The 19,069-nt window shown below is 51.4% G+C and carries 16 protein-coding genes; 5 read left to right on the plus strand and 11 right to left on the minus strand.

The window, feature by feature from the left end; translation table 11 throughout:
• Nucleotides 1–27: 27 nt before the first annotated feature.
• The 5 genes from BSEL_RS16340 to BSEL_RS16360 all read right to left on the minus strand — a co-directional run bounded on the left by BSEL_RS16340 (nucleotide 28) and on the right by BSEL_RS16360 (nucleotide 6,286).
• Nucleotides 28–432 (minus strand): YwdI family protein, encoded by a 405-nt coding sequence (locus BSEL_RS16340; protein WP_013174118.1) that lies wholly within the window; start codon nucleotides 430–432, stop codon nucleotides 28–30.
• Between the two features lie 27 nt (nucleotides 433–459).
• Complete coding sequence (locus tag BSEL_RS16345; protein WP_013174119.1) at nucleotides 460–2,268, minus strand: M3 family oligoendopeptidase; 1,809 nt, start codon at nucleotides 2,266–2,268, stop codon at nucleotides 460–462.
• Between the two features lie 44 nt (nucleotides 2,269–2,312).
• Nucleotides 2,313–2,987 (minus strand): NAD-dependent epimerase/dehydratase family protein, encoded by a 675-nt coding sequence (locus BSEL_RS16350; RefSeq protein ID WP_013174120.1) that lies wholly within the window; start codon nucleotides 2,985–2,987, stop codon nucleotides 2,313–2,315.
• Between the two features lie 147 nt (nucleotides 2,988–3,134).
• Nucleotides 3,135–5,303 (minus strand): sensor histidine kinase, encoded by a 2,169-nt coding sequence (locus BSEL_RS16355; protein WP_013174121.1) that lies wholly within the window; start codon nucleotides 5,301–5,303, stop codon nucleotides 3,135–3,137.
• Between the two features lie 116 nt (nucleotides 5,304–5,419).
• Nucleotides 5,420–6,286: an NAD(P)-dependent oxidoreductase gene (locus tag BSEL_RS16360; RefSeq protein WP_013174122.1), complete on the minus strand. Its 867-nt coding sequence runs from the start codon at nucleotides 6,284–6,286 to the stop codon at nucleotides 5,420–5,422.
• Between the two features lie 221 nt (nucleotides 6,287–6,507).
• Here BSEL_RS16360 and BSEL_RS16365 point away from each other — a divergent pair, with 221 nt between their 5' ends.
• Entirely contained in the window at nucleotides 6,508–6,870 is a 363-nt protein-coding gene (locus tag BSEL_RS16365; RefSeq protein WP_013174124.1) for a response regulator, read from the plus strand.
• Nucleotides 6,871–6,957: 87 nt separating this feature from the next.
• Here the strand turns inward: BSEL_RS16365 and BSEL_RS16370 are convergent, their stop codons facing one another.
• The 3 genes from BSEL_RS16370 to BSEL_RS16380 form a co-directional block, all read right to left on the minus strand.
• Nucleotides 6,958–8,427: a glycoside hydrolase family 32 protein gene (locus tag BSEL_RS16370; protein ID WP_013174125.1), complete on the minus strand. Its 1,470-nt coding sequence runs from the start codon at nucleotides 8,425–8,427 to the stop codon at nucleotides 6,958–6,960.
• 13 nt (nucleotides 8,428–8,440) lie between these two features.
• Nucleotides 8,441–9,400 (minus strand): aminoimidazole riboside kinase, encoded by a 960-nt coding sequence (locus BSEL_RS16375; RefSeq protein ID WP_013174126.1) that lies wholly within the window; start codon nucleotides 9,398–9,400, stop codon nucleotides 8,441–8,443.
• Between the two features lie 209 nt (nucleotides 9,401–9,609).
• Entirely contained in the window at nucleotides 9,610–11,607 is a 1,998-nt protein-coding gene (locus BSEL_RS16380) for a methyl-accepting chemotaxis protein (protein WP_013174127.1), read from the minus strand.
• A gap of 196 nt (nucleotides 11,608–11,803) precedes the next feature.
• Between BSEL_RS16380 and BSEL_RS16385 the strand changes: the two genes are divergently transcribed.
• Nucleotides 11,804–12,154 (plus strand): YojF family protein, encoded by a 351-nt coding sequence (locus BSEL_RS16385; RefSeq protein WP_013174128.1) that lies wholly within the window; start codon nucleotides 11,804–11,806, stop codon nucleotides 12,152–12,154.
• 25 nt (nucleotides 12,155–12,179) lie between these two features.
• Nucleotides 12,180–12,854, plus strand: a complete 675-nt coding sequence (gene bshB2 / locus BSEL_RS16390; protein WP_013174129.1) for a bacillithiol biosynthesis deacetylase BshB2 — start codon at nucleotides 12,180–12,182, stop codon at nucleotides 12,852–12,854.
• A 103-nt stretch (nucleotides 12,855–12,957) separates the two neighbouring features.
• Here the strand turns inward: bshB2 and BSEL_RS16395 are convergent, their stop codons facing one another.
• On the minus strand, nucleotides 12,958–13,497 hold the full coding sequence (locus BSEL_RS16395; protein WP_013174130.1) for a hypothetical protein: 540 nt from the start codon (nucleotides 13,495–13,497) through the stop codon (nucleotides 12,958–12,960).
• A gap of 137 nt (nucleotides 13,498–13,634) precedes the next feature.
• Nucleotides 13,635–15,506 carry an LTA synthase family protein gene (locus tag BSEL_RS16400; RefSeq protein ID WP_155522761.1) on the minus strand — a complete coding sequence of 624 codons (1,872 nt, stop codon included), beginning with the start codon at nucleotides 15,504–15,506 and terminating at the stop codon, nucleotides 13,635–13,637.
• Nucleotides 15,507–15,770: 264 nt separating this feature from the next.
• Between BSEL_RS16400 and BSEL_RS16405 the strand changes: the two genes are divergently transcribed.
• Nucleotides 15,771–17,003, plus strand: a complete 1,233-nt coding sequence (locus BSEL_RS16405; RefSeq protein ID WP_013174132.1) for an aminopeptidase — start codon at nucleotides 15,771–15,773, stop codon at nucleotides 17,001–17,003.
• A 221-nt stretch (nucleotides 17,004–17,224) separates the two neighbouring features.
• Nucleotides 17,225–18,589 carry a YjiH family protein gene (locus tag BSEL_RS16410; RefSeq protein WP_013174133.1) on the plus strand — a complete coding sequence of 455 codons (1,365 nt, stop codon included), beginning with the start codon at nucleotides 17,225–17,227 and terminating at the stop codon, nucleotides 18,587–18,589.
• An 87-nt stretch (nucleotides 18,590–18,676) separates the two neighbouring features.
• Here the strand turns inward: BSEL_RS16410 and BSEL_RS16415 are convergent, their stop codons facing one another.
• Nucleotides 18,677–19,060: a RidA family protein gene (locus BSEL_RS16415; RefSeq protein WP_013174134.1), complete on the minus strand. Its 384-nt coding sequence runs from the start codon at nucleotides 19,058–19,060 to the stop codon at nucleotides 18,677–18,679.
• Nucleotides 19,061–19,069: the final 9 nt, after the last annotated feature.

Here is a 19,069-nt window from a genome sequence, read left to right on the forward strand (position 1 = left end):
TTTTCATGAGGAGCGGGCTTTATCTGATCAAAAATCAAGCAGGCTGTCCGATTGCGGCTTCTCATCTTCGTCGTAAATGGTTTCCCGTTTCCGTTCTTCCGTCTGCTTTTTTTGTTTGGCTGCCATGTCACCGACACGCTGGCCTTTTTCGTACGCCCTTACCTGATCCTGTTTTGGTTCAGGCTCATCCAAAGGTTTACCCGGAACAGCAGCGGGGCCTTCAACCCTTGTCTTCTCAAGATCTTCAAGACTTGCATGATGGACCGGCGGCACGTACCCGCTTTTTGGAGCGGAAGACTCCGCGAGAAGCTCACTGTAAGCCTGAATGAGTCTCGCCTGTTCCGCCACAGCCGCCGGCTGATCCTGAACGTCTTTCATCCGTCCGAGAGCCTGTTCCATTTTTTCGATCACAGTCGATACCGGAATATCCATAATGCCTCACACCTCTGTTGATCCGCGTTACACGGATTGAATTTTATTTTCCGTCAGCGCCAGATACATCTCCACATCCTGCTTCAGAAAATCGATGGCATCCTGCCAGAAATCCGCCGCAGTCAAATCCACATCGAGATGCTTCTTCGCAAGGTCTTCCACGTTCATGCGACCGGTATCCCGGAGAAGGTTCACATACTGTTCTTCAAACCCTTCCCCTTCCTGCCGGGCCCGTGCATAAATGCCCATGCTGAAGAGATAACCGAAGGTGTACGGGAAGTTATAGAACGGGACTCCGGTTATATGGAAATGAAGCTTCGATGCCCAAAAGGTCGGCGAGTAATCGGCAAGAGCGCCGCAATAGGCTTCCTTTTGCGCCTCTTCCATCAGTTCATTCAGCCTGCTTGTGCTGACAATGCCCCGTTTTCGTTCTTCGTAGAAACGGGTTTCAAAGAGAAAGCGGGAATGAATGTTCATGAAGAAGGCTACGCTTCGGCTCAGTTTGTCATCAAGGAGCTGAATCTTCTCCTCATCGGTTTCCGCCTGCTCCACCGCTGCGTCCGCGACAATCATTTCTGCAAAGGTCGAAGCCGTCTCCGCCACGTTCATGGCATAGCGCTGGGCCATTTGCGGCAAATCATTCATGACGGCCTGATGGTACGCGTGTCCAAGTTCGTGAGCAAGCGTCGCGACGTTCGATGCCGATCCGTCATAGGTCATGAAAATCCTTGACTGCTCTTTGATCGGGAAACTCGCGCAGAATCCGCCTGGGCGTTTCCCCGGACGGTCCTCCGCCTCGATCCAGCCATCCTGAAAAGCCTTTTTGGCGAAGTCGGCCATCTTCGGACTGAACTGGCGGAACTGTTCGATAATCATCGCCGCGGCGTCGTCATACGACACCTCACTGACGTCGGTGGAGAGAGGGGCGTTGATGTCATAGATCGAGAGACGATCGAGGCCGAGCACCTGCGCCTTCCGCTCCATATACGTTACGAACGGATCCTTATTGGCTGTGATCGTGTCCCACATGACATCAAGGGTCTTCTCCTGCATCCGGTTGATCTTGAGCGGTTCTTTCAGCACACTGTCCCAGCCTCTTGCTCCGTAAACGGCAAGGCGGTAACCGGCCAAATGATTCAGCGTGTTCGTGAAGAGCTCCGCTTTTTCGTTCCAGGCGTTCTCAAGCTGTTCAAACACGTATTGCCGCTCAGCTCGTGATGAAGAGCTCAGTTTGTTTGAAGCCTGTCCGACGGAGTACGTTTTCGTCTCCCCGCCGAGTTCAAGTTCAATCTCCATCCGGCCGACAAGGATGCTGTAGAAATCTCCCCACGCCTGATAACCGTCAACGGAAAGCCGTTGAATCAGTTTTTCCTGTTCAGGAGGTAGCTTGTCCTTTGCGGCTTCCCTGCGCTCATTCAGGTTGAACACCAGCGCCTGCATGGCCGGCTCATTGACGAACGCCGCCCACTCTTCATCGTTGAAGTCGAGGAGCTGTCGGTCCACAGTCGTCATGGCCGCTGCAAAATCCGAAGAGAGTTTACTGACATTCCCTCCTGCGATTTTCGCCTGGTGATCATTGATATCCTGCGCATTCAGGCAGCTGATAAAAGCACCTGCCTCCCGGGTATGACGGCTGATTTCCTGCATCTCTTCCACCGCTTTTGCCCACTGCCAGGTGCTTCTTTCACCCTTCGCTTCAAGGGTCTCCACCTGATCTTTGAACTCGGTGATTTTCTTCTCAAGGGCCGTCAGATGCTGTTTGAACGCATCCGAGTCGCTCGATCCCCCTTCAAAAATTGCAGATAAATCCCAGGTTGTTGTGTATGTCTGTACCATGTGCCAATCATCCTTTTTTGCAAATTTGATCACGTGTGTCCGGATTATTTTCTGCCATACTGACTGATGGCCTGAATATCATCGGATTCATAAAGGTAAAAGCCCGTTCGCTCAAGTCCTGCCACGGTAAGCATGGCATCCGCAAGCTGTTCCCCTTCCACGGGGCGGTACTTCTCAAGCCGGCCTGTCATCCATTTCATGAGCGGCCTCGCGACGACTTCCGCCGCTTTCTCTCCCGGACGGACATCATTTCGTTCTCCGATCAGAAGAGACGGCCTGAAGATGTGCAGGGCCGGCAGCTTCATCTTGATCAGTTCATCTTCAAACCGCCCTTTTACACGGTTGTAAAAGAACGTTGAGTCCCGGTTCGCTCCCATAGCTGTTACGGTCAGGAATTGGGCCGCCTTCCCCGCTTTCGCAAGCTCTGCGAGCTTCAGGGGATACGTATAGTCGACCCGGACAAAATTGGCCTTCGAGCCCGCCTGTTTCATCGTCGTCCCCAAAAGGACAAAGACATGATCCCCTTCCTCAAACACATAGGAAGCCCGGTCGAGCTCATCGAAATGCACAATATGTTCTGTGATTAACGGATTCCGGTGAAACAGCGTCCTTCTTCTTGAGATCAGATGGATCTCGTCATAGGTCTGCTTTTCTATAAGGGCTTTGACAAGCCGGGTTCCGACCATGCCTGATGCCCCTGCAATGACTGCTCGTTTCATCTCACTCACTCCTCGTCTATCATTCATGCATTTGAAAAACAGCTGTCGCTCATCGCACACCGATTGCTTTCACGTTCCCTGAACGGCACCGTGTTTTTGATCACCTGTATGTTTTCCCTTTATGCTTCCATACAAAACCTCAGCGGTTCAGGACAGATCAGGCAGGCGGATCAAAAAGGATGTTCCTTTTCCTTTAATGGAATCGATATCGATACTGCCACCAAGTTCTTTTACGATCCGGTAACTCGTCGCAAGCCCGAGTCCGTGTCCAGCCTCCTTCGTCGTAAAAAACGGTGTTCCGGCTTTTTTGGCCGTTTCCTCATCCATGCCATCACCGGTGTCACTGATTGTGATCACCACTTCCGCCGGATCCATCGATTCACTGTGGGCCCGGAGAATAAGCCGTCCGCCATCAGGCATCGCCTCGATCGCATTGCGAATCACGTTGGACAGCACCTGTTTGAGCTTGTGCACGTTCGTCAGAATCGGTTCGTCTCCCTCTGCAAAAAAGGTCTCCACTTCAATGTGCCGCTCCTGTATATCCGGTTCATGCAGCGTCAAAATCTCATCTATCTGACCGCCCACATACGTCTCATTGAGTTCCTGTTCATCCACCTCTTCAGGGGAGCTGATATTCATCAGCTCATTCATGATATCGTTGACGCGGTCGATCTCACTCAGGACAACACGGTAATGCTCCTTATTCTTTCCGTTATCCCGCTGTTCGAGAAGCTGCATAAACCCTTTAATGGTCGTCATTGGATTACGGATTTCATGAGCGAGTCCCGCCGCCATTTGGCCGATCATGCCAAGCTTTTCCGAATGAATCAGCTCCCGTTCCATCCGGCGGTTTTCCGTCAGTTCCTGCAACACGACAAGCAGTTCCTCGCCTGAACGTTCAGGCGGGTTCAATGAGGTCAGATGCGTCATGCTGAGAAAAAAGATCCGCTCATTACCGAACTCATCTTGACAGCTGATCTCAGTCTGTCGCTTATCCCGGTGTTGATTCTCCGTTTCACCCGTGAACAGCTTTACCTGTTCACAGAAATGACGGAAAAAGGCTGATTCAGCCATAAGGTCCGCGACTGATCGTCCGTCGACATGCTGACCATCAAAGCCGAACAGACGCTTAAACTGCCGGTTCGCAAGCGTGATCGTTTGGCTTGTTGTATCTGCAGCAAACACGCCATTATCCGTCGCTGCGAGCACCTGTGTCGATTTCTTATGACTGTCTTCGCGCTCCCGGATCCGTTCGGTCATATCATCAAACGCCTGATGCAGATGATCTGCTTCCAGGTATGCTTCATTTTTCTTTTGTTTGACCTCATCTCCTTCAGCGTAGGCTTTCGTTCTGTCGACAAGCTCACGGATCGGTTTGACAAGATAATCAGACAGCTTCAGGACCGAGATGATCAAAATCACAAAAACCAGAAAAAAGAAACCGACGTAACGGATCAGAAGATGATCCAGAGAGCTGTACAGATCATCTTCATGCATGGCAATCCCCACATACCAGCGGTGCGGAAAACCCTGAATCTCGTTTGTTCGCGAGAACGCGTGGACCTCGCCGTTAACCTGCAGCGTCGTCCCTGAAGGATGAATGTCATCATTCAGTTCGTCTTTGTTCACACCGAGTTCCTCAAAATAATTGACGTTCATGACGAGCTCCTGATCCGGATGAGACAGAATCATTCCGTCTTCCCGGAGCAAAAAGGCATACCCTTCCGAACCGCCCGACCGCTGCTGAGTCGTATAGTCATCAATACGCTCATAGAACACATCGAGATCAAACGACGGCGACACATAATACAAAAGCTCGTGATCATGCGTGTAAACCGGCGCTCCCAAAACGAGCACCGGTCTTCCGATCGCGTCTGAATAATAAATATCCGACATCTGCTTCAGGCCTGATTCACTGACCTCATGAAACCACTCCCGATCACCGAGATTCCTCCCGGTCATCTCGTTCTCCGTATCAATGAGAACCGTGCCCTCCTGATTCAGAATAATGGCGTCATAATAAATATTATTGACAGACAAAAAATTATACAGCTCTTCACGAATGCTCAGCACAGGACTGTCGGGACTCCTCATCACCGGACTCCTTGTCAGCATCTCCACATCCATCAGCCGTTCATTTATTAAGTTAAGCAGCTCAGCAGACAAATTCGCCGTCTGGCTGATCATGGAATCTTCAAGCTGATTGGACAGTTCCTGCTTTTGTGACGTGTAGCCGATAAACCCGACTACACTCATGGGAATGAGCGTCACAAGCACAAAGAAGACAACCAGCTTGGAGCGGAGACTTTTAAACATAAGCTTACCTCTCATTTATGGAATATCGTACAGAACGTCTTCTTTAAATTTTACCACAAAGAGGGATTGGTGACGTCAACAATCCCATCTTCTCTCCACAGAACCGGCTGTGCCGGTCATTCATAGATGCGTCGGATTGCCTGTGTGCCAAGATCGCCAAACCCGTCTTGCTCAAGTTTTTCATAGAGAGCCTTCGCCTGAGCCAGACCAGGAAGATTCAAACCGAGCTGTTCAGCAGATTCAATCGCAATCCCCATGTCTTTGACAAAGTGCTTCAGGTAGAAGCCCGGATCATCGTCGCCTGCAATCATCTTCCGTCCAAGCTTCGACATGGAGAAGCTGCCTGCAGCGCCGGTCTCTATCACATTGAGCACCTGTTCCTGCGACAGTCCGGCAGCTTTCGCGTACGCCAGTGATTCCGCCACGCCGAGCATCGTCGAAGCAATGGCTATCTGATTGGCCATCTTCGTGTGCTGCCCGGCCCCCGCCGGTCCGAGCCGTTCAATCTTCGCACCCATGCATGATAAAACAGGCATCACTTGATCAAAGACCTCCTGATCGCCGCCGCACATAATCGCAAGCTTGGCTTCCCTCGCACCGACGTCCCCTCCGGAAACCGGGGCATCGAGTGTGCGGATTCCCTTCTCTTTTGCCCGCTTCTCTATCCGTTCAGCCAGATCCGGTCTCGAGGTTGTCATATCAATCAGGACCGCTCCCGAAGACGCATGCTCAATCAGGCCATTCTTATGAAGGTACATCTCCTCCACATCCTTCGGATAGCCAACGATGGTGATGATGATGTCTGCGTGTTTCGCCACCTCCGCAGGACCATCGCACCAGATGGCACCCTGCCTGCACAGTTCATCGGTCTTTGCCTTTGTGCGGTTGTATACGTAGAGCGGATAGCCCTCATTCTGAATGTGACCTGCCATACTCTTCCCCATCACACCTGTGCCAATAAATCCTACTGCCGGTTTACTCATCGTTCATTCCCCCTTAAAAAATCGTTCGTCTTTCTGCATAGTTCCACAAACTGCGCCCAAAATCCTGCAATCTTCTCATGAAAAGTGGACAGTTTCTCTTCATTATCCGTGCATTCTGTGGCATAATAAAAAAGACGAATCATTTTATAGGTCATAAATATCCGAACTTTATACCCATAACGGGTACGATATGCAAAGAAATCATTGGGAGGTTTCACAAAATGGCAAAGCTATTAATTACAGACGATGCAGCATTCATGCGCATGACGCTGAAGAAAATGGTCACTGACGCAGGCTATGAAGTCGTCGCAGAGGCGGCAGACGGAAAAGAAGCGGTTGAGCTTTACAACGAGCACAAGCCGGATCTCGTGACCATGGACATCACGATGCCGGAAATGAACGGCATTGAAGCTCTTGAGCAAATTAAACAGAACGACCCTGGCGCAAAGGTGGTCATGTGCTCAGCCATGGGCCAACAGAACATGGTTGTTGAAGCAATCCAAAAAGGCGCTGTCGATTTTATCGTCAAGCCTTTTGATGAAACCCGGATCCGTGAAGCCCTGGAGAAGGCGCTCTCGAGATAAATACCGGAAAAGGCCGGTGCAGAGATCATCCGTGATCCGTGCACCGGCCTTTTTGTGTTCTTTTTTCTGTTTGATATCCAAATCTCGTTAACCGGACGGCGTCTTCAGTGACCAGGCTTCAATATCGGGGTTTTCATGCCAGTCTCCTTCAAAGGTGATGGAATCATTCAAGATATCCGGAAAGAGTCTTGACGTGAAGACCATCTCTCCTCCGTTTACAAAGACTTCGACGGATGAATGATCAATGAACACACGAAGCGTCTCGACGCTTCGCGGACGACCATAGCGCCTTTCCCTGTTCACTCCGCCGATCTCAGTCCGCTCAAAGGTGACAAGGCAACCGTCTTCATGGCTGACAGTAAGACGCCCCTCTCCGTGGATCATCATACTGAAGTAGCCTTCCCCAGGAATCTGCAGATTACGCACCTCGATTTCAAGCGTTCGTCCCCTGATACCTTCGAGCTCAAACGGCGCGATGGAACGAGTGACTTCTTTGTGTTCAACCCCTTTGCCGGCACGCAGTTTTTCGAGCTCCTTCACCGGCTTCTGGATCAGCAGTCCATCTTGCATCCTAAGCTCTCTCGGGAGCGTCAGACAGTGAATCCAGTGATGACTGATTGTCGGGTGACGGTCCTCTGCCTGTTCAGGCACACCCATCCAGCCGACCATGATCCTTCTGCCATACTCGTCTTCCGTTGTTTGAGGGGCATAAAATTCAAAGCCGCGATCGAGTTCATGAAAGGCACCCGGGTTGAAACGGCCGGTCTTTCGGTCGAGTTCCCCTTTAAACCAGCCTGCCTGATAGGTGTTCAGATAATGAATCCCGTCAGGCTCAAGCCCCTGTGGCGACACGATCAATATGTCGGTGCCGTTGAGCTGAAAGAGATCCGGACATTCCCACATATAGCCAAAATCACCGAGAGGATCGAGGTTCGAACCTGCAACGGGGCCGACAAATTCCCACGTCCGGAAGTCGTCCGAGCGGTACAGTAACGCACACCCTTCTTCGTCTTCCGTCTGTGCACCGATGACGAGATAATACACACCTGCTTCTTCCCAGACTTTCGGATCGCGAAAGTGAGCTGTATACCCGTCAGGCAGCGTATCAATCGCCGGCCCCTGTTTCATAAAGGTGATCCCGTCCTTGGAGACGGCGGTGCACTGATAAGAAGAACGATTTCCCTGATCGTCTTTCACATTGCCGGTATAAATGAGCGTCAAATCACCGTTCACATCCAAGGCACTGCCTGAATAACAGCCGTTCTTCTCATACCACTCGGACGGCGCCAGGGCCACCGGCTCTTCTTTCCATGTGACGAGGTCCGTCGAAGAGACGTGCCCCCAAAATTTCGCCCCGTGTGTCGTGGCAAAAGGGTTCCACTGGTAAAAGAGATGATACACACCGCGCCACTGAATCCAGCCATTCGGATCATTGATCAGTCCAACAGGCGGACCGACGTGGAACTGTTGCCGGTACGGATCCGCCCCGACACTTCCTTCGTGATTCCTCCGTGCCTGTTCCGCTTCTTCAAGCAGCTGTTTCTCTCTGTCTGTCATGCGTTTTCCCACCTTATGATTGATTCGTCCTGATTGTTTCGTTCACCTGGTCGAGGGTCGGCAGTGCGGCCATAGCCCCTTTTGTCGACGCGGCAAGCCCTCCTGATACTGAAGCAAAGGCCGCCATCTTAAGAGCCTCTTCCCGGCTGTATGCCGTCACAGGTTTGCCCTGCTCACTGAGCTGATAAAGAATGCCCGATACAAAGGCATCCCCCGCTCCGGTTGTATCCACGGCATTCACCTTCATGGCATCAGCCCGGACCGGTTCCTGATCCTGCATAAAGATCCAGCTGCCGTCGGCACCGAGGGTCACAATCACCATCGGAATGCGGTACTCGGCGAGGGCCTCAATCCCGGCTTCGACGTCCTCCTCCCCGGTCAAAAAGGTCAGTTCCTCTTCGGAAAGCTTGACGACATCCGCCTGATCGAGCATGCTTTTGATCGTCTCTCGCGCTTCTTCCTCTGAAGGCCAGAGCCCAAGACGCAGGTTCGGGTCGTAGGAAATGATCAGTCCGTGCTCCTTTGCAAGCGAGACGGCCCGCTTCGTCGCAGACTTGGCCGGCTCACTGATCATGCTGATCGAGCCGAAGTGTATGACGTTGTGTTTCGCATAATCCACCTGTTCCGCTTCCGCCTCGGTCAAAAACCGGTCGGCACTCGGATCAATGTAGAATTCAAAGCTCCGTTCCCCGCCTTCACCCAATGTAACAAACACCACGCCGGTACGGGTATCTTTCGTCAAAGACATATGCGTCGTATCCACACCGAAACCGTCGAGCGTCTCTTTCATAAACCGTCCAAGGACGTCATCGCCCACTTTCCCCAAAAAAGTCGATACCGCTCCTAGCCGGCTCACGCCGACGGCAACATTGGCCGGGGCACCTCCCGGACTTTTCTTAAAGCTTTCGTTATGGTCATCGAGGGGGATGAAGTCAATCAGTGCCTCCCCAAGGCTGATGATGCCTTTTGTCATACCAAACGCCTCCTCTTAATCTGTAATCGCTGTTGACTGACTTATATTATACTTACCTTGGCCTGTCTATACAATAGACCCACTGCCGCACCCTTCTCAGAAATCAGCGCAACGGCCCTCCATTCAGGACACTTTAACGAAACAAAAAAACGCCCCTGTATCCGGATTCCGCATACGGATACAGGGGAAACTTGCACAACCTGCGCTAATCAGACTTTAAAACGGTTTGTTTTCTGCTGCAGTTCGGTACTGAGATCGCTGAGCCGTTCCGCATTCGTCCCGACAGACTCAATCGCCTTGATCTGTTCGGCAGACGAGGCGGATACTTCTTCTGCTGTTGCTGCTGCGCCTTCGGCCACTTCGGCAACGCTCGCAATCAGATCCACGATCTGGTCTTTCTTCACGTTGACGCCTTCAAGATCCTGGGTGAGTTCATCGAGTGTATCCGTCAGGGATTCAATCGTGGAGACGATGGCTGTAAAGGATTCATTCGTATCCGTCACCGCCTGACGCTGCTCATCTCGCATCGCATTGGCTCTCGTCATCGCCGACTCCACTTCTTTCGTCTCTTTTCCGACTTCATCAAGCGTCGCACGGATTTTCCCTGTCGCTGACATGGACTGCTCGGCAAGCTTCCGGACTTCATCGGCCACAACAGCAAAGCCTTTCCCCTGTTCACCGGCCCTTGCCGCCTCGATGGATGCGTTCAGGGCAAGGAGGTTGGTCTGATCGGCAAATTCGGAGATTGTATCGACCACTGTCCCGATATCACTGACCTTCGACGTCAGCTGGCTGATGGCTTCATTCACTCCGTCAAAAACCACTCCAGTCTCCTTCGTTCTCGATTCGAGGGTCTCCACCTGACGGATCCCGGCTTCGTTTGACGTCCGGATTTCCCCGGAAAGTCCCGTCATCGTCACCGCGCGGTCAGTCGCCCGGTTGACCTGTTCAACGAGCTGACTCATCTCCCTGTTCGTCTGATCGATATCGCCGGCCTGCTTCGCGGCTCCCTGAGCCACTTCATCCACAGCACCTGCCATGTCATCGCTTGTGGCGACGGATTCTTCTGCCACCGCACTCAAATCCTCCGACATATCCCGGGTATTATTGGATGACTCCTGAATCGACGCAATAAGCTGCCGGAGCTCACCTGTCATTTCATTGACAGAACGGCCAAGCTGGGCAAGTTCATCATCCCCTTTAGCATCAAGGTCATGACTGAAATCACCGCCGGCCATACGGCGAATATGCGCATTCAGGGCTGCGATCGGTCTCGTCAGTTTGGCCGCGACCAGATAGGAGGCACCAAAGGCAATCAGAACCGCCACGATTCCGACGACTACAAAGGTCGTCCGCGTCGTCTGAAGTTCACCATACAGTTCATCATTCTCATACGTCGTCATGAGCTGCCAGTCAAAGGCTTCGACGTCCGTATAAAAAATCGTCTCATTCCGGGCATCGATCCGGTCGCTCTGTCCCCGGTTCTGAGGAACAACGGCCAGCTGACTGTCTTCATTCAAATCCATGCCAACCTGTTCCTGATCCGTATGGGCAATGACGGTCCCGTCAGGTGAAATCATCGCCAGCTGCCCATTAAATGGCACTTCGGCCTGATTGAGGATGGCGACCATTTCTTCAAGACTCAAATCGATGCCCATGACACCGGTCACGTTGTCCTGATTATCCGTTACCGTTCTCGCCACGGTTATGATCAGTTCCTCTGTATCAATATCAATATACGGATCCGTCCAGATCACATTACCCGGTTGTGCAACGGCGTCTTCATACCAAGGTCGTCCTCTCGGATCAAACCCATCCGGCAAATCAACGGATGGGGAGGTGAACATTCCGCCGTCCTCCGTACCAACATAGACGAGCTGCGCACCGGGTTCTTGTTCCATAAAGGAGAGATGACTGATCGTAATGGACGACCAAAGGCTGTCGCTTTCCGCCGGCGTCAATCCACCTTCCGCAAATGTCCGTAATCGGTCGTCATCTGCAAATATACCTGTGGAAACCCCGTACTTCCCCATATACGCTTCGACAAACCGTTCCGCATCTTCCATCGTTGCCATCGCCGTTTCATCCGCTGAATCCTCAATTCCCGCACTGAGCTGAAAATAGATGAGAAGCGACGTAAGGACCATTGTGACAATGACCAGTCCGCCTGTGAAAATGACCAGCTTCCCCTTCACCGATTTAACCATGCTGTTGTCCCCCTTACGATCGACTTGTGTTATTTGATAACAATTGTAAAAAAAGATTGTACTTACACCTTAGTTTATGACAAATAGCGAATAATGTCGATTGATTCCGGGTAAAATACGGAATGTTTCGGTTTCCGGCATTTGAAGAACCCGGACAAATCCTGTATTCTAATGAAAGAAGAAAGGAGTCCTACCGATGAAACCAATTGATGCAAAGGCCATTCAGGCAACCCTGGACCAGTGGACCGGCACTCCGCTGTATCTGCACCTTGAAACGACGAATGGTGCTTATGCGAGTCATAAAAATGCCGGCATGCTGTCTGCCGGTGCGTTTTTCAGAAATGCGGAAATCACCTATGAACGGGCCACCATTACCGGAGACGGTCCATACCGGATCGGGATCGAAACGAAGCTCGGCTGGCTGTATGCAGAGGGCCTGACTGATGCAGAAATGACCCCGGACGGCGCGCTGCTCCTTGCCGGTCACGATGACGAAGGGAAGCTGGCTGCCTGTTTTGAGCTCAGTGAAACCCCGTTCCCCAAATAAAATGACGCATAAGGATGTGTAGCATGTGGGTAATCAGCATTTACTGGTTGTACTCCCTCACCCCGATGATGAAGCTTTCGGCGTGGCGGGTACAATTCTTTCGCATAAAGAAGCAGGACATGATGTCACCTATATCTGTCTGACACTCGGTGAAATGGGCCGTAACATGGGCAATCCCCTCATTGCCAACCGGGAATCCCTCTTTGAAGTCCGCAAAACCGAACTCGAAGAGGCCTGCCGCCTTCTTGGCATCGAAGACCTTCGCCGGTTCGGCATGCGGGACAAAACCGTCGAATTTGCCGATCAGGACGCACTCGTTGAGCGGATTTTCGATGTCATTGAAGAAGTGCGCCCGTCCACCATCATTTCGTTCTACCCCGGCTTCGCCGTCCATCCGGACCACGATGCCACAGGCCTTGCCACGGCTCTTGCCGTCAAAAAACTGCCCGCAGAAGAGCGGCCCGTTTTCTGGGCCATCGCTTTCAAAGAAGGCTGTGAAGCCATCATCGGTGAACCGGACATCGAACGGGACGTCCGGCCGTTCGCCGATCGGAAACTCGACGTTATTGCCGCACATAAATCACAGACGGCCGGCGTGATTGACGTGCTGAAAGAACAGTATAAAGAAGAATCCGATGACGACATTGTCAGACGCATGACGACAGAGCGTTTTTGGACACTCGATGTCGATCAGTATTAAACAGCCATTCCTATAACGAAGAAAAGCGTCCCGCTCCAGAAATATGGAACGGGACGCTTTTCTATACAGGGTATCAGGCTTGACCAGCCTTACTTGACAGCGTTCAGCGCAGTTCTTCCTGATCAACGTGATCAGACAGATTTGCGCGTTTGTCGTATTTGTAAGGCAAGGAAGGCCCGACAACGTCGTTCAGCATCGCCTGCATCTCCTGAGGCTGGCTCACATAGTAGTGAAACGAACGGTGTTTTTTCGGAAGCTTAACCGTCAGATCAAGCTGTCTGCCGTCAATTTCATGACGGACGACCCGTTCATTTTCCGTTACGAACTTTATCCGCTTCCAAACTGGAACAAATAACAGAAAGTTTTTTGTGAGGACCATGTGACCTTTTGTTCCACTGGCCACTTTTACCCCGTGCATCATCAAAATCGGCTCTTCCTTGACAAGGTTAACCGTTTTCCTGATCGCCATCATTCTGGCCCCTGCGTCGTATCCAAAGGTGAGCAGGAGTCCAAGAGCAATGGAGGAGACACTGATCGCAACAGACACGGACCAGGTCACAAGCGGCACAAATAAAATGAGAATAAGGATGGCTAACGCATAACGACGGTAACGGCCGCCAAACGGATGATCCTGTTGTATCATTGTTCTCACCTCCAATTAGTCTTACTATTATACCCTTTTTGTGAGTATTAAAACATATCTTTTGACATTGTTCTCGTTTTTTGCAAAACAAAAAGACCCGAAACCGTTCATTCGGGTCTTCCGTCGTCTCTGTCACGTCAGTCCTCATCAGGATCAAGCTGTTCCGGATCGAACCGGAGCAGATCACCGTAAATAATCTGATCCGAGTAATGGAGCTCACTCTGACCGAATTCAAAGGCATCACTGCAGTCAGAGAACGGGCGCTCACTGCCGTCTTCCGCATCGAAACACGTCTCTTTTGTATAAATAATCTCGTCGGTAACCACATCACCGTTACGGAGGACGGCAAACTCGTCTCGATCTTCTGAGAGCAGGTCTGAGCCAAACATGTACATCTCCTGATCATCGAGGCCAAGGAGATTCACAACCGTCGGCAGAACGTCCACCTGGCCGCCAACCGTTGACGAATGAAACGCCTGATCTTCTTCTCCCGGAATATGAATGATGACCGGCACCCGGTCGAGCTTGACCGATTCATCCGGGGTCACCTCATAGCCGAGGAACGATTCGAGCTCTTCATAATGGGTTTCGGCAATCCCGTAATGATCACCGTAGAGAACGAACATCGTATCCTCATAGAGACCGGCCTCTTTCATTTCATCGAAGAACACCCGAACCGCTTCGTCCGTGTAGCGAACCGTCGGGAAGTACCGGTTGACAATGTCACTGTCCGAATCAAACGGCTCAATCAGATGCTGTTCCTCATCGAGTTCATAAGGGAAGTGATTGGTCAGCGTCAGGAACTTGCCATAGAACGGTTCCTGCATGTCGTTCAGATACGGCATTGACTGTTCAAAGAAGTCGATGTCAAGCATGCCCCAACCTACATTTATATCCTCTGTGACTTCATAATCCTTCTCTTCCACATAGTCGTCATAATATAGCTGTTCATACATCTCTTCGCGGTTATAGAAGCTGATGTCATTTGCATGAAAGGCAGTTGATTCATAGCCCCGTTCACCGAGCTTCTTCAACAGCGGATGGAACTGATTCTCCGACGCCGCATGGAACACCGCCCCTCGGCCAATCGGATAAAGGGAATTGTGCATCATAAACTCTGCATCGGACGTCTTCCCCTGCCCGGTCTGATCATAGACGTTGTCAAAATAGAAACTGTCTTCGATCAGCTCATTCAAAAAAGGCGTGATTTCTTCTCCGTTCAACGTCTCCCCGATCACAAAATCCTCCACGGACTCAAGGGAGATCATCACAACGTTGCGGTCTTCGGCGAGCCCGTGCAAGTCACGGTTCGGCTCCACATACGTATCCGACAGATGATTCTGAATATCCGTCCAGTCATCTTTATCGGCAAAGACGGTCTGCGAAGCGGTGACCAGATGAATATACGCATCATAAACATAAAAGTTATAGAGCCCGACGGATTTAATGACATTGTCCCGGTTGAAGGAATGCACCCGCTCATCAGACTGCACGACCTGTCCGGAGACAACGATCGTCAGCACAACCACGGCCACGGCCGAATAGATCTTCGCCCCTGATTTCAGGGACATCCGTGACAGGGTAAACCAGTCCCGCTTTCTTTTGAAGAAAAACGCGATCACAGCGAGATCCAAAAAGAAGAACACATCATACCACTGAACAAGCTCCACAACGCTCGTTGACAGATCACCGGCATTGCCGCCCATCACGAGCATCGGCAGGGTAATAATATCAATAAATTCCCTGTAGTACACAGCATTGGCATAGAGAATGCCCGACACAGCCAGAGCTACCAGGAAATAATAAGACGGTTGGATCCGTTTGGAAAAGAGCATGCCGACAGAGAACACGACGAGCAGGAAGGCCATCGGGTTCACCGCAAAAATCAGCATCTCAAGGAAACGGTTTAACGCAAGGTCAAAGGTGACCACGGAAACGGTAAACGTCTTTACCCAAAGGACGGTCATCAACAGCACCATCAGCCGGTTATTTGAGATAAAAGCTTTCATTTTGATAACGTCCTTTCTTAAAAACTCCACACCACTCCGAACATACACTATCATCTAATTGTAAACCCGCTCAGACAGCCTTACAATCCATCACCAGGGTTTTACACTGTTTTCGATAATTAAACGAATTCCTACCATATCTTTACCCGCCTCCGCCCTTTTGAAAACACCGGCCCTCCCCCAAACAGATCGCAACAGATTGAACTATCCGACACAAGCGTTTAAAATAGAGAAGAGTCACAACCTTGAAAGGAAGATGCACACATGACCACGTTAGATCAGAAGATTGAACAGTACGCTGAACTCGCAGTCACAGTCGGTGTCAACATCCAAAAAGACCAGACGCTCGTATTGAATGCCCCCGTTGCTTCTGCGGACTTCGTGCGCCTCGTCGCAAAAAAAGCCTACGAACAGGGTGCGAAGAACGTCCACGTCGAATGGCACGATGACGATTTAACCCGCATCCGTTACGACATGGCGCCCCTCGAATCCTTCCACGAATTCCCTGAATGGAAAGCCCGGGGCTTTGAGGAAATGGCAGAAAACGGCGCCGCCTACATGACGATTAAGGCGACGGACCCGGATCTCCTCTCCGGCGTTGACGGGGAAAAAATCGCCGCCGCGAACAAAGCATCCGGGCAGGCGATGAATACATTCCGAACCTATATCCAGTCTGACAAAGTCAGCTGGCTCGTGATCTCAGCCCCTTCACAGGCCTGGGCGGAAAAAGTCTTCCCTGAAGCAAAAGGCGAAGAAGCAATGAATAAGCTTTGGGAAGCGATTCTCGAGACGGTCCGGGTGAACACGGAAGACCCGGTAGCCGAATGGAAGCAGCATGACGAGAACCTCCAGACAAAAGCACGCTTCTTGACAGAGAAGAACTACACGAAACTTCATTTCCAGGCGCCGGGGACGGATCTCGAAATCGAGCTCCCGGACAATCACATCTGGATCGGCGGCGGCGGTCCGAACAAAGACGGCGTTCACTTCGTGGCCAACATGCCGACCGAAGAGGTCTTCACGGCACCAAAGGCAGACGGCGTCAACGGTACCGTCTCCAACACAAAACCGCTGAACTACGGCGGCAATCTGATCGACAACTTTACCCTGACGTTTAAAGACGGCAAGGTCGTGGATTTCAAAGCGGAACAGGGAGAAGAGACGTTGAAGAACCTCCTTGATTCCGATGAAGGCGCCAAGCGTCTCGGGGAAGTCGCCCTCGTGCCGCACGGTTCACCGATCTCACAGTCCGGCATTCTCTTCTACAACACGCTGTATGACGAGAACGCTTCAAATCATATCGCCCTCGGCAGCGCCTACCCGACGAATCTCAAGGGCGGGGCGGACATGAACAAAGAAGAACTCGAACAGGCAGGCCTGAACGTCAGCATCACCCACGTTGACTTCATGATCGGTTCAGGCGACATGAATATTGACGGTGTAAAAGCGGACGGTTCAACTGAGCCCGTCTTCCGTAACGGTGAGTGGGCCGTGTAATCCGCTCTTTAAAAGCAGTCTTTCTCCGGAAAGGCTGCTTTTTTACTCTTTTATTATGAATGTACATGCATAAACAGCATGGTTCAAAACACGAAAACCCTTATAAAACCGATTTTTTTCATTTTTCTGAAAAGATTTTTATGCAAAATTATGATTGATTATTCTTTTTTCATGCATTAAAATGAATTTTGCTGAATGAATATTAATAAGGGGTGTTTTCAATGAACACACAGAATCAACAACAAACGCAATCATTACTTATGTTTCTTATCCCATCCCTGATCGGGGTCGCACTGTTTATGACACCTGTCCCGACGGATGATGGCTTTACCATTCCTGTTGCCGTACTGTCCGGCTGGCTCGAAGGCGCTCTGTATGACGCGTTGCCGGCGATCATGACCGGTCTGATCATCATCAGTTTTCTCGGAAGTCTGATCCATAAAGGATTCCGACCCCGGTTTATGGATGATCAGCCGTTTCTCCGTAACCTGTTTGACGTCTCCCTGTTCTGGGTGATCACACGGCTTCTGGCGTCTTTCTTCGCCGTCATTACGCTGTTTGAGATCGCCATTCCTGCCGTCTATGATCCGTATACCGGCGGTCTGCTTCTTTATGATTTACTGCCATTATTGTTTTCCATCTTCTTTTTTGCAGGTCTCTTTTTGCCGCTGTTATTGAACTTCGGGCTCCTCGAATTCTTCGGGGCGCTGTTGACGAAAGTGATGCGGCCGCTCTTCACCCTGCCTGGGCGCTCATCCATTGACTCGTTGACGTCCTGGCTCGGAGACGGCACCATCGGGGTCATTCTCACGAATAAACAGTATGAAGAAGGCTTTTATTCAAAGCGGGAAGCCGCCGTCATCGCCACGACGTTCTCCGTCGTGTCGATCACCTTTTCTCTCGTCATCATTCAGGAAGTCGGCCTCGAGCACATGTTCTTCCCGTTTTACCTGACCGTTGCCGCGGCCGGGGTGATCGCGGCCCTTATCATGCCGAGAATCCCGCCGCTTTCACGAAAGCCGCAGACCTATGCGGAAGGGAAAAATCAGCCAGATGACACCATCCCTGCCTCTTACAAGAAGCAGTCTTTCGGCGCCGCCCGTTTTGGTATTGATCTGGCGAAACGCCGCGCCGGCTCTCAGGAAGGCTTCGCCGCTTTCTTCAAATCAGGCGGGAAGAACGTTCTTGATATGTGGCTCGGCGTGGCCCCGGTCGTCATGGCGTTCGGTACCGTAGCGCTTGTGATTGCGGAAAACACACCGTTCTTCACGTATCTCGGCATGCCGTTCATTCCTCTTCTTGAGCTGATGCAGGTGCCGGAAGCGGCCGCCGCCTCGGAAACGATGGTCGTCGGCTTTGCTGATATGTTCCTGCCGGCCATTTTCGCAAGCGGCATCGAGAGTGAAATGACGCGATTTATTATCGGCTGTCTCGCCGTCTCTCAGCTCGTCTATCTTTCTGAAGTCGGGGGCGTCATCCTCGGCTCGAAGATCCCGCTGAACCTCGGCGAACTGTTCATCATCTTTATCGAGCGTACGCTCATTACACTGCCCGTGATCGTCCTGATCGCGCATATGATCTTTTAACGTGCCCGGCATTCCCGGTATGCAAAAGGAGCCTTCCCCCAATGATGAGGGAAAGGCTCCTTTTTTGCTGTTTGACACAAACGCCCGTTACTTTTTCGCAATGACTTCCACTTCCACCATTGCACCTTTTGGCAGCTTCGCCACTTCCACGGCACTTCTCGCCGGATACGGTTCTTTCAGATAGCTCGCATACACCTCGTTGACCTTGGCGAAATCATTCATGTCGTCAAGGAAAATCATCGCCTTGATGACGTTCCCAAAATCACAGTTCGCAGCCTTCAGCACCCCTTCCACGTTCTTCATCACGCGGTGGGTCTGTTCTTCGACGGTGGTGCCGGTGATTTCCATCGTTTCAGGATCGAGGGGAATCTGTCCGGAACAGTAAAGCATCCCATCCACCTCGATTGCCTGGGAATAAGGGCCAATGGCGTCAGGCGCCATGTTCGTTACGATACGGTTCTTTCCCGTCATGTTGGATAC

Origin of the sequence: [Bacillus] selenitireducens MLS10 (genome assembly GCF_000093085.1) — a bacterium.
GTDB lineage: Bacteria > Bacillota > Bacilli > Bacillales > Salisediminibacteriaceae > Salisediminibacterium > Salisediminibacterium selenitireducens.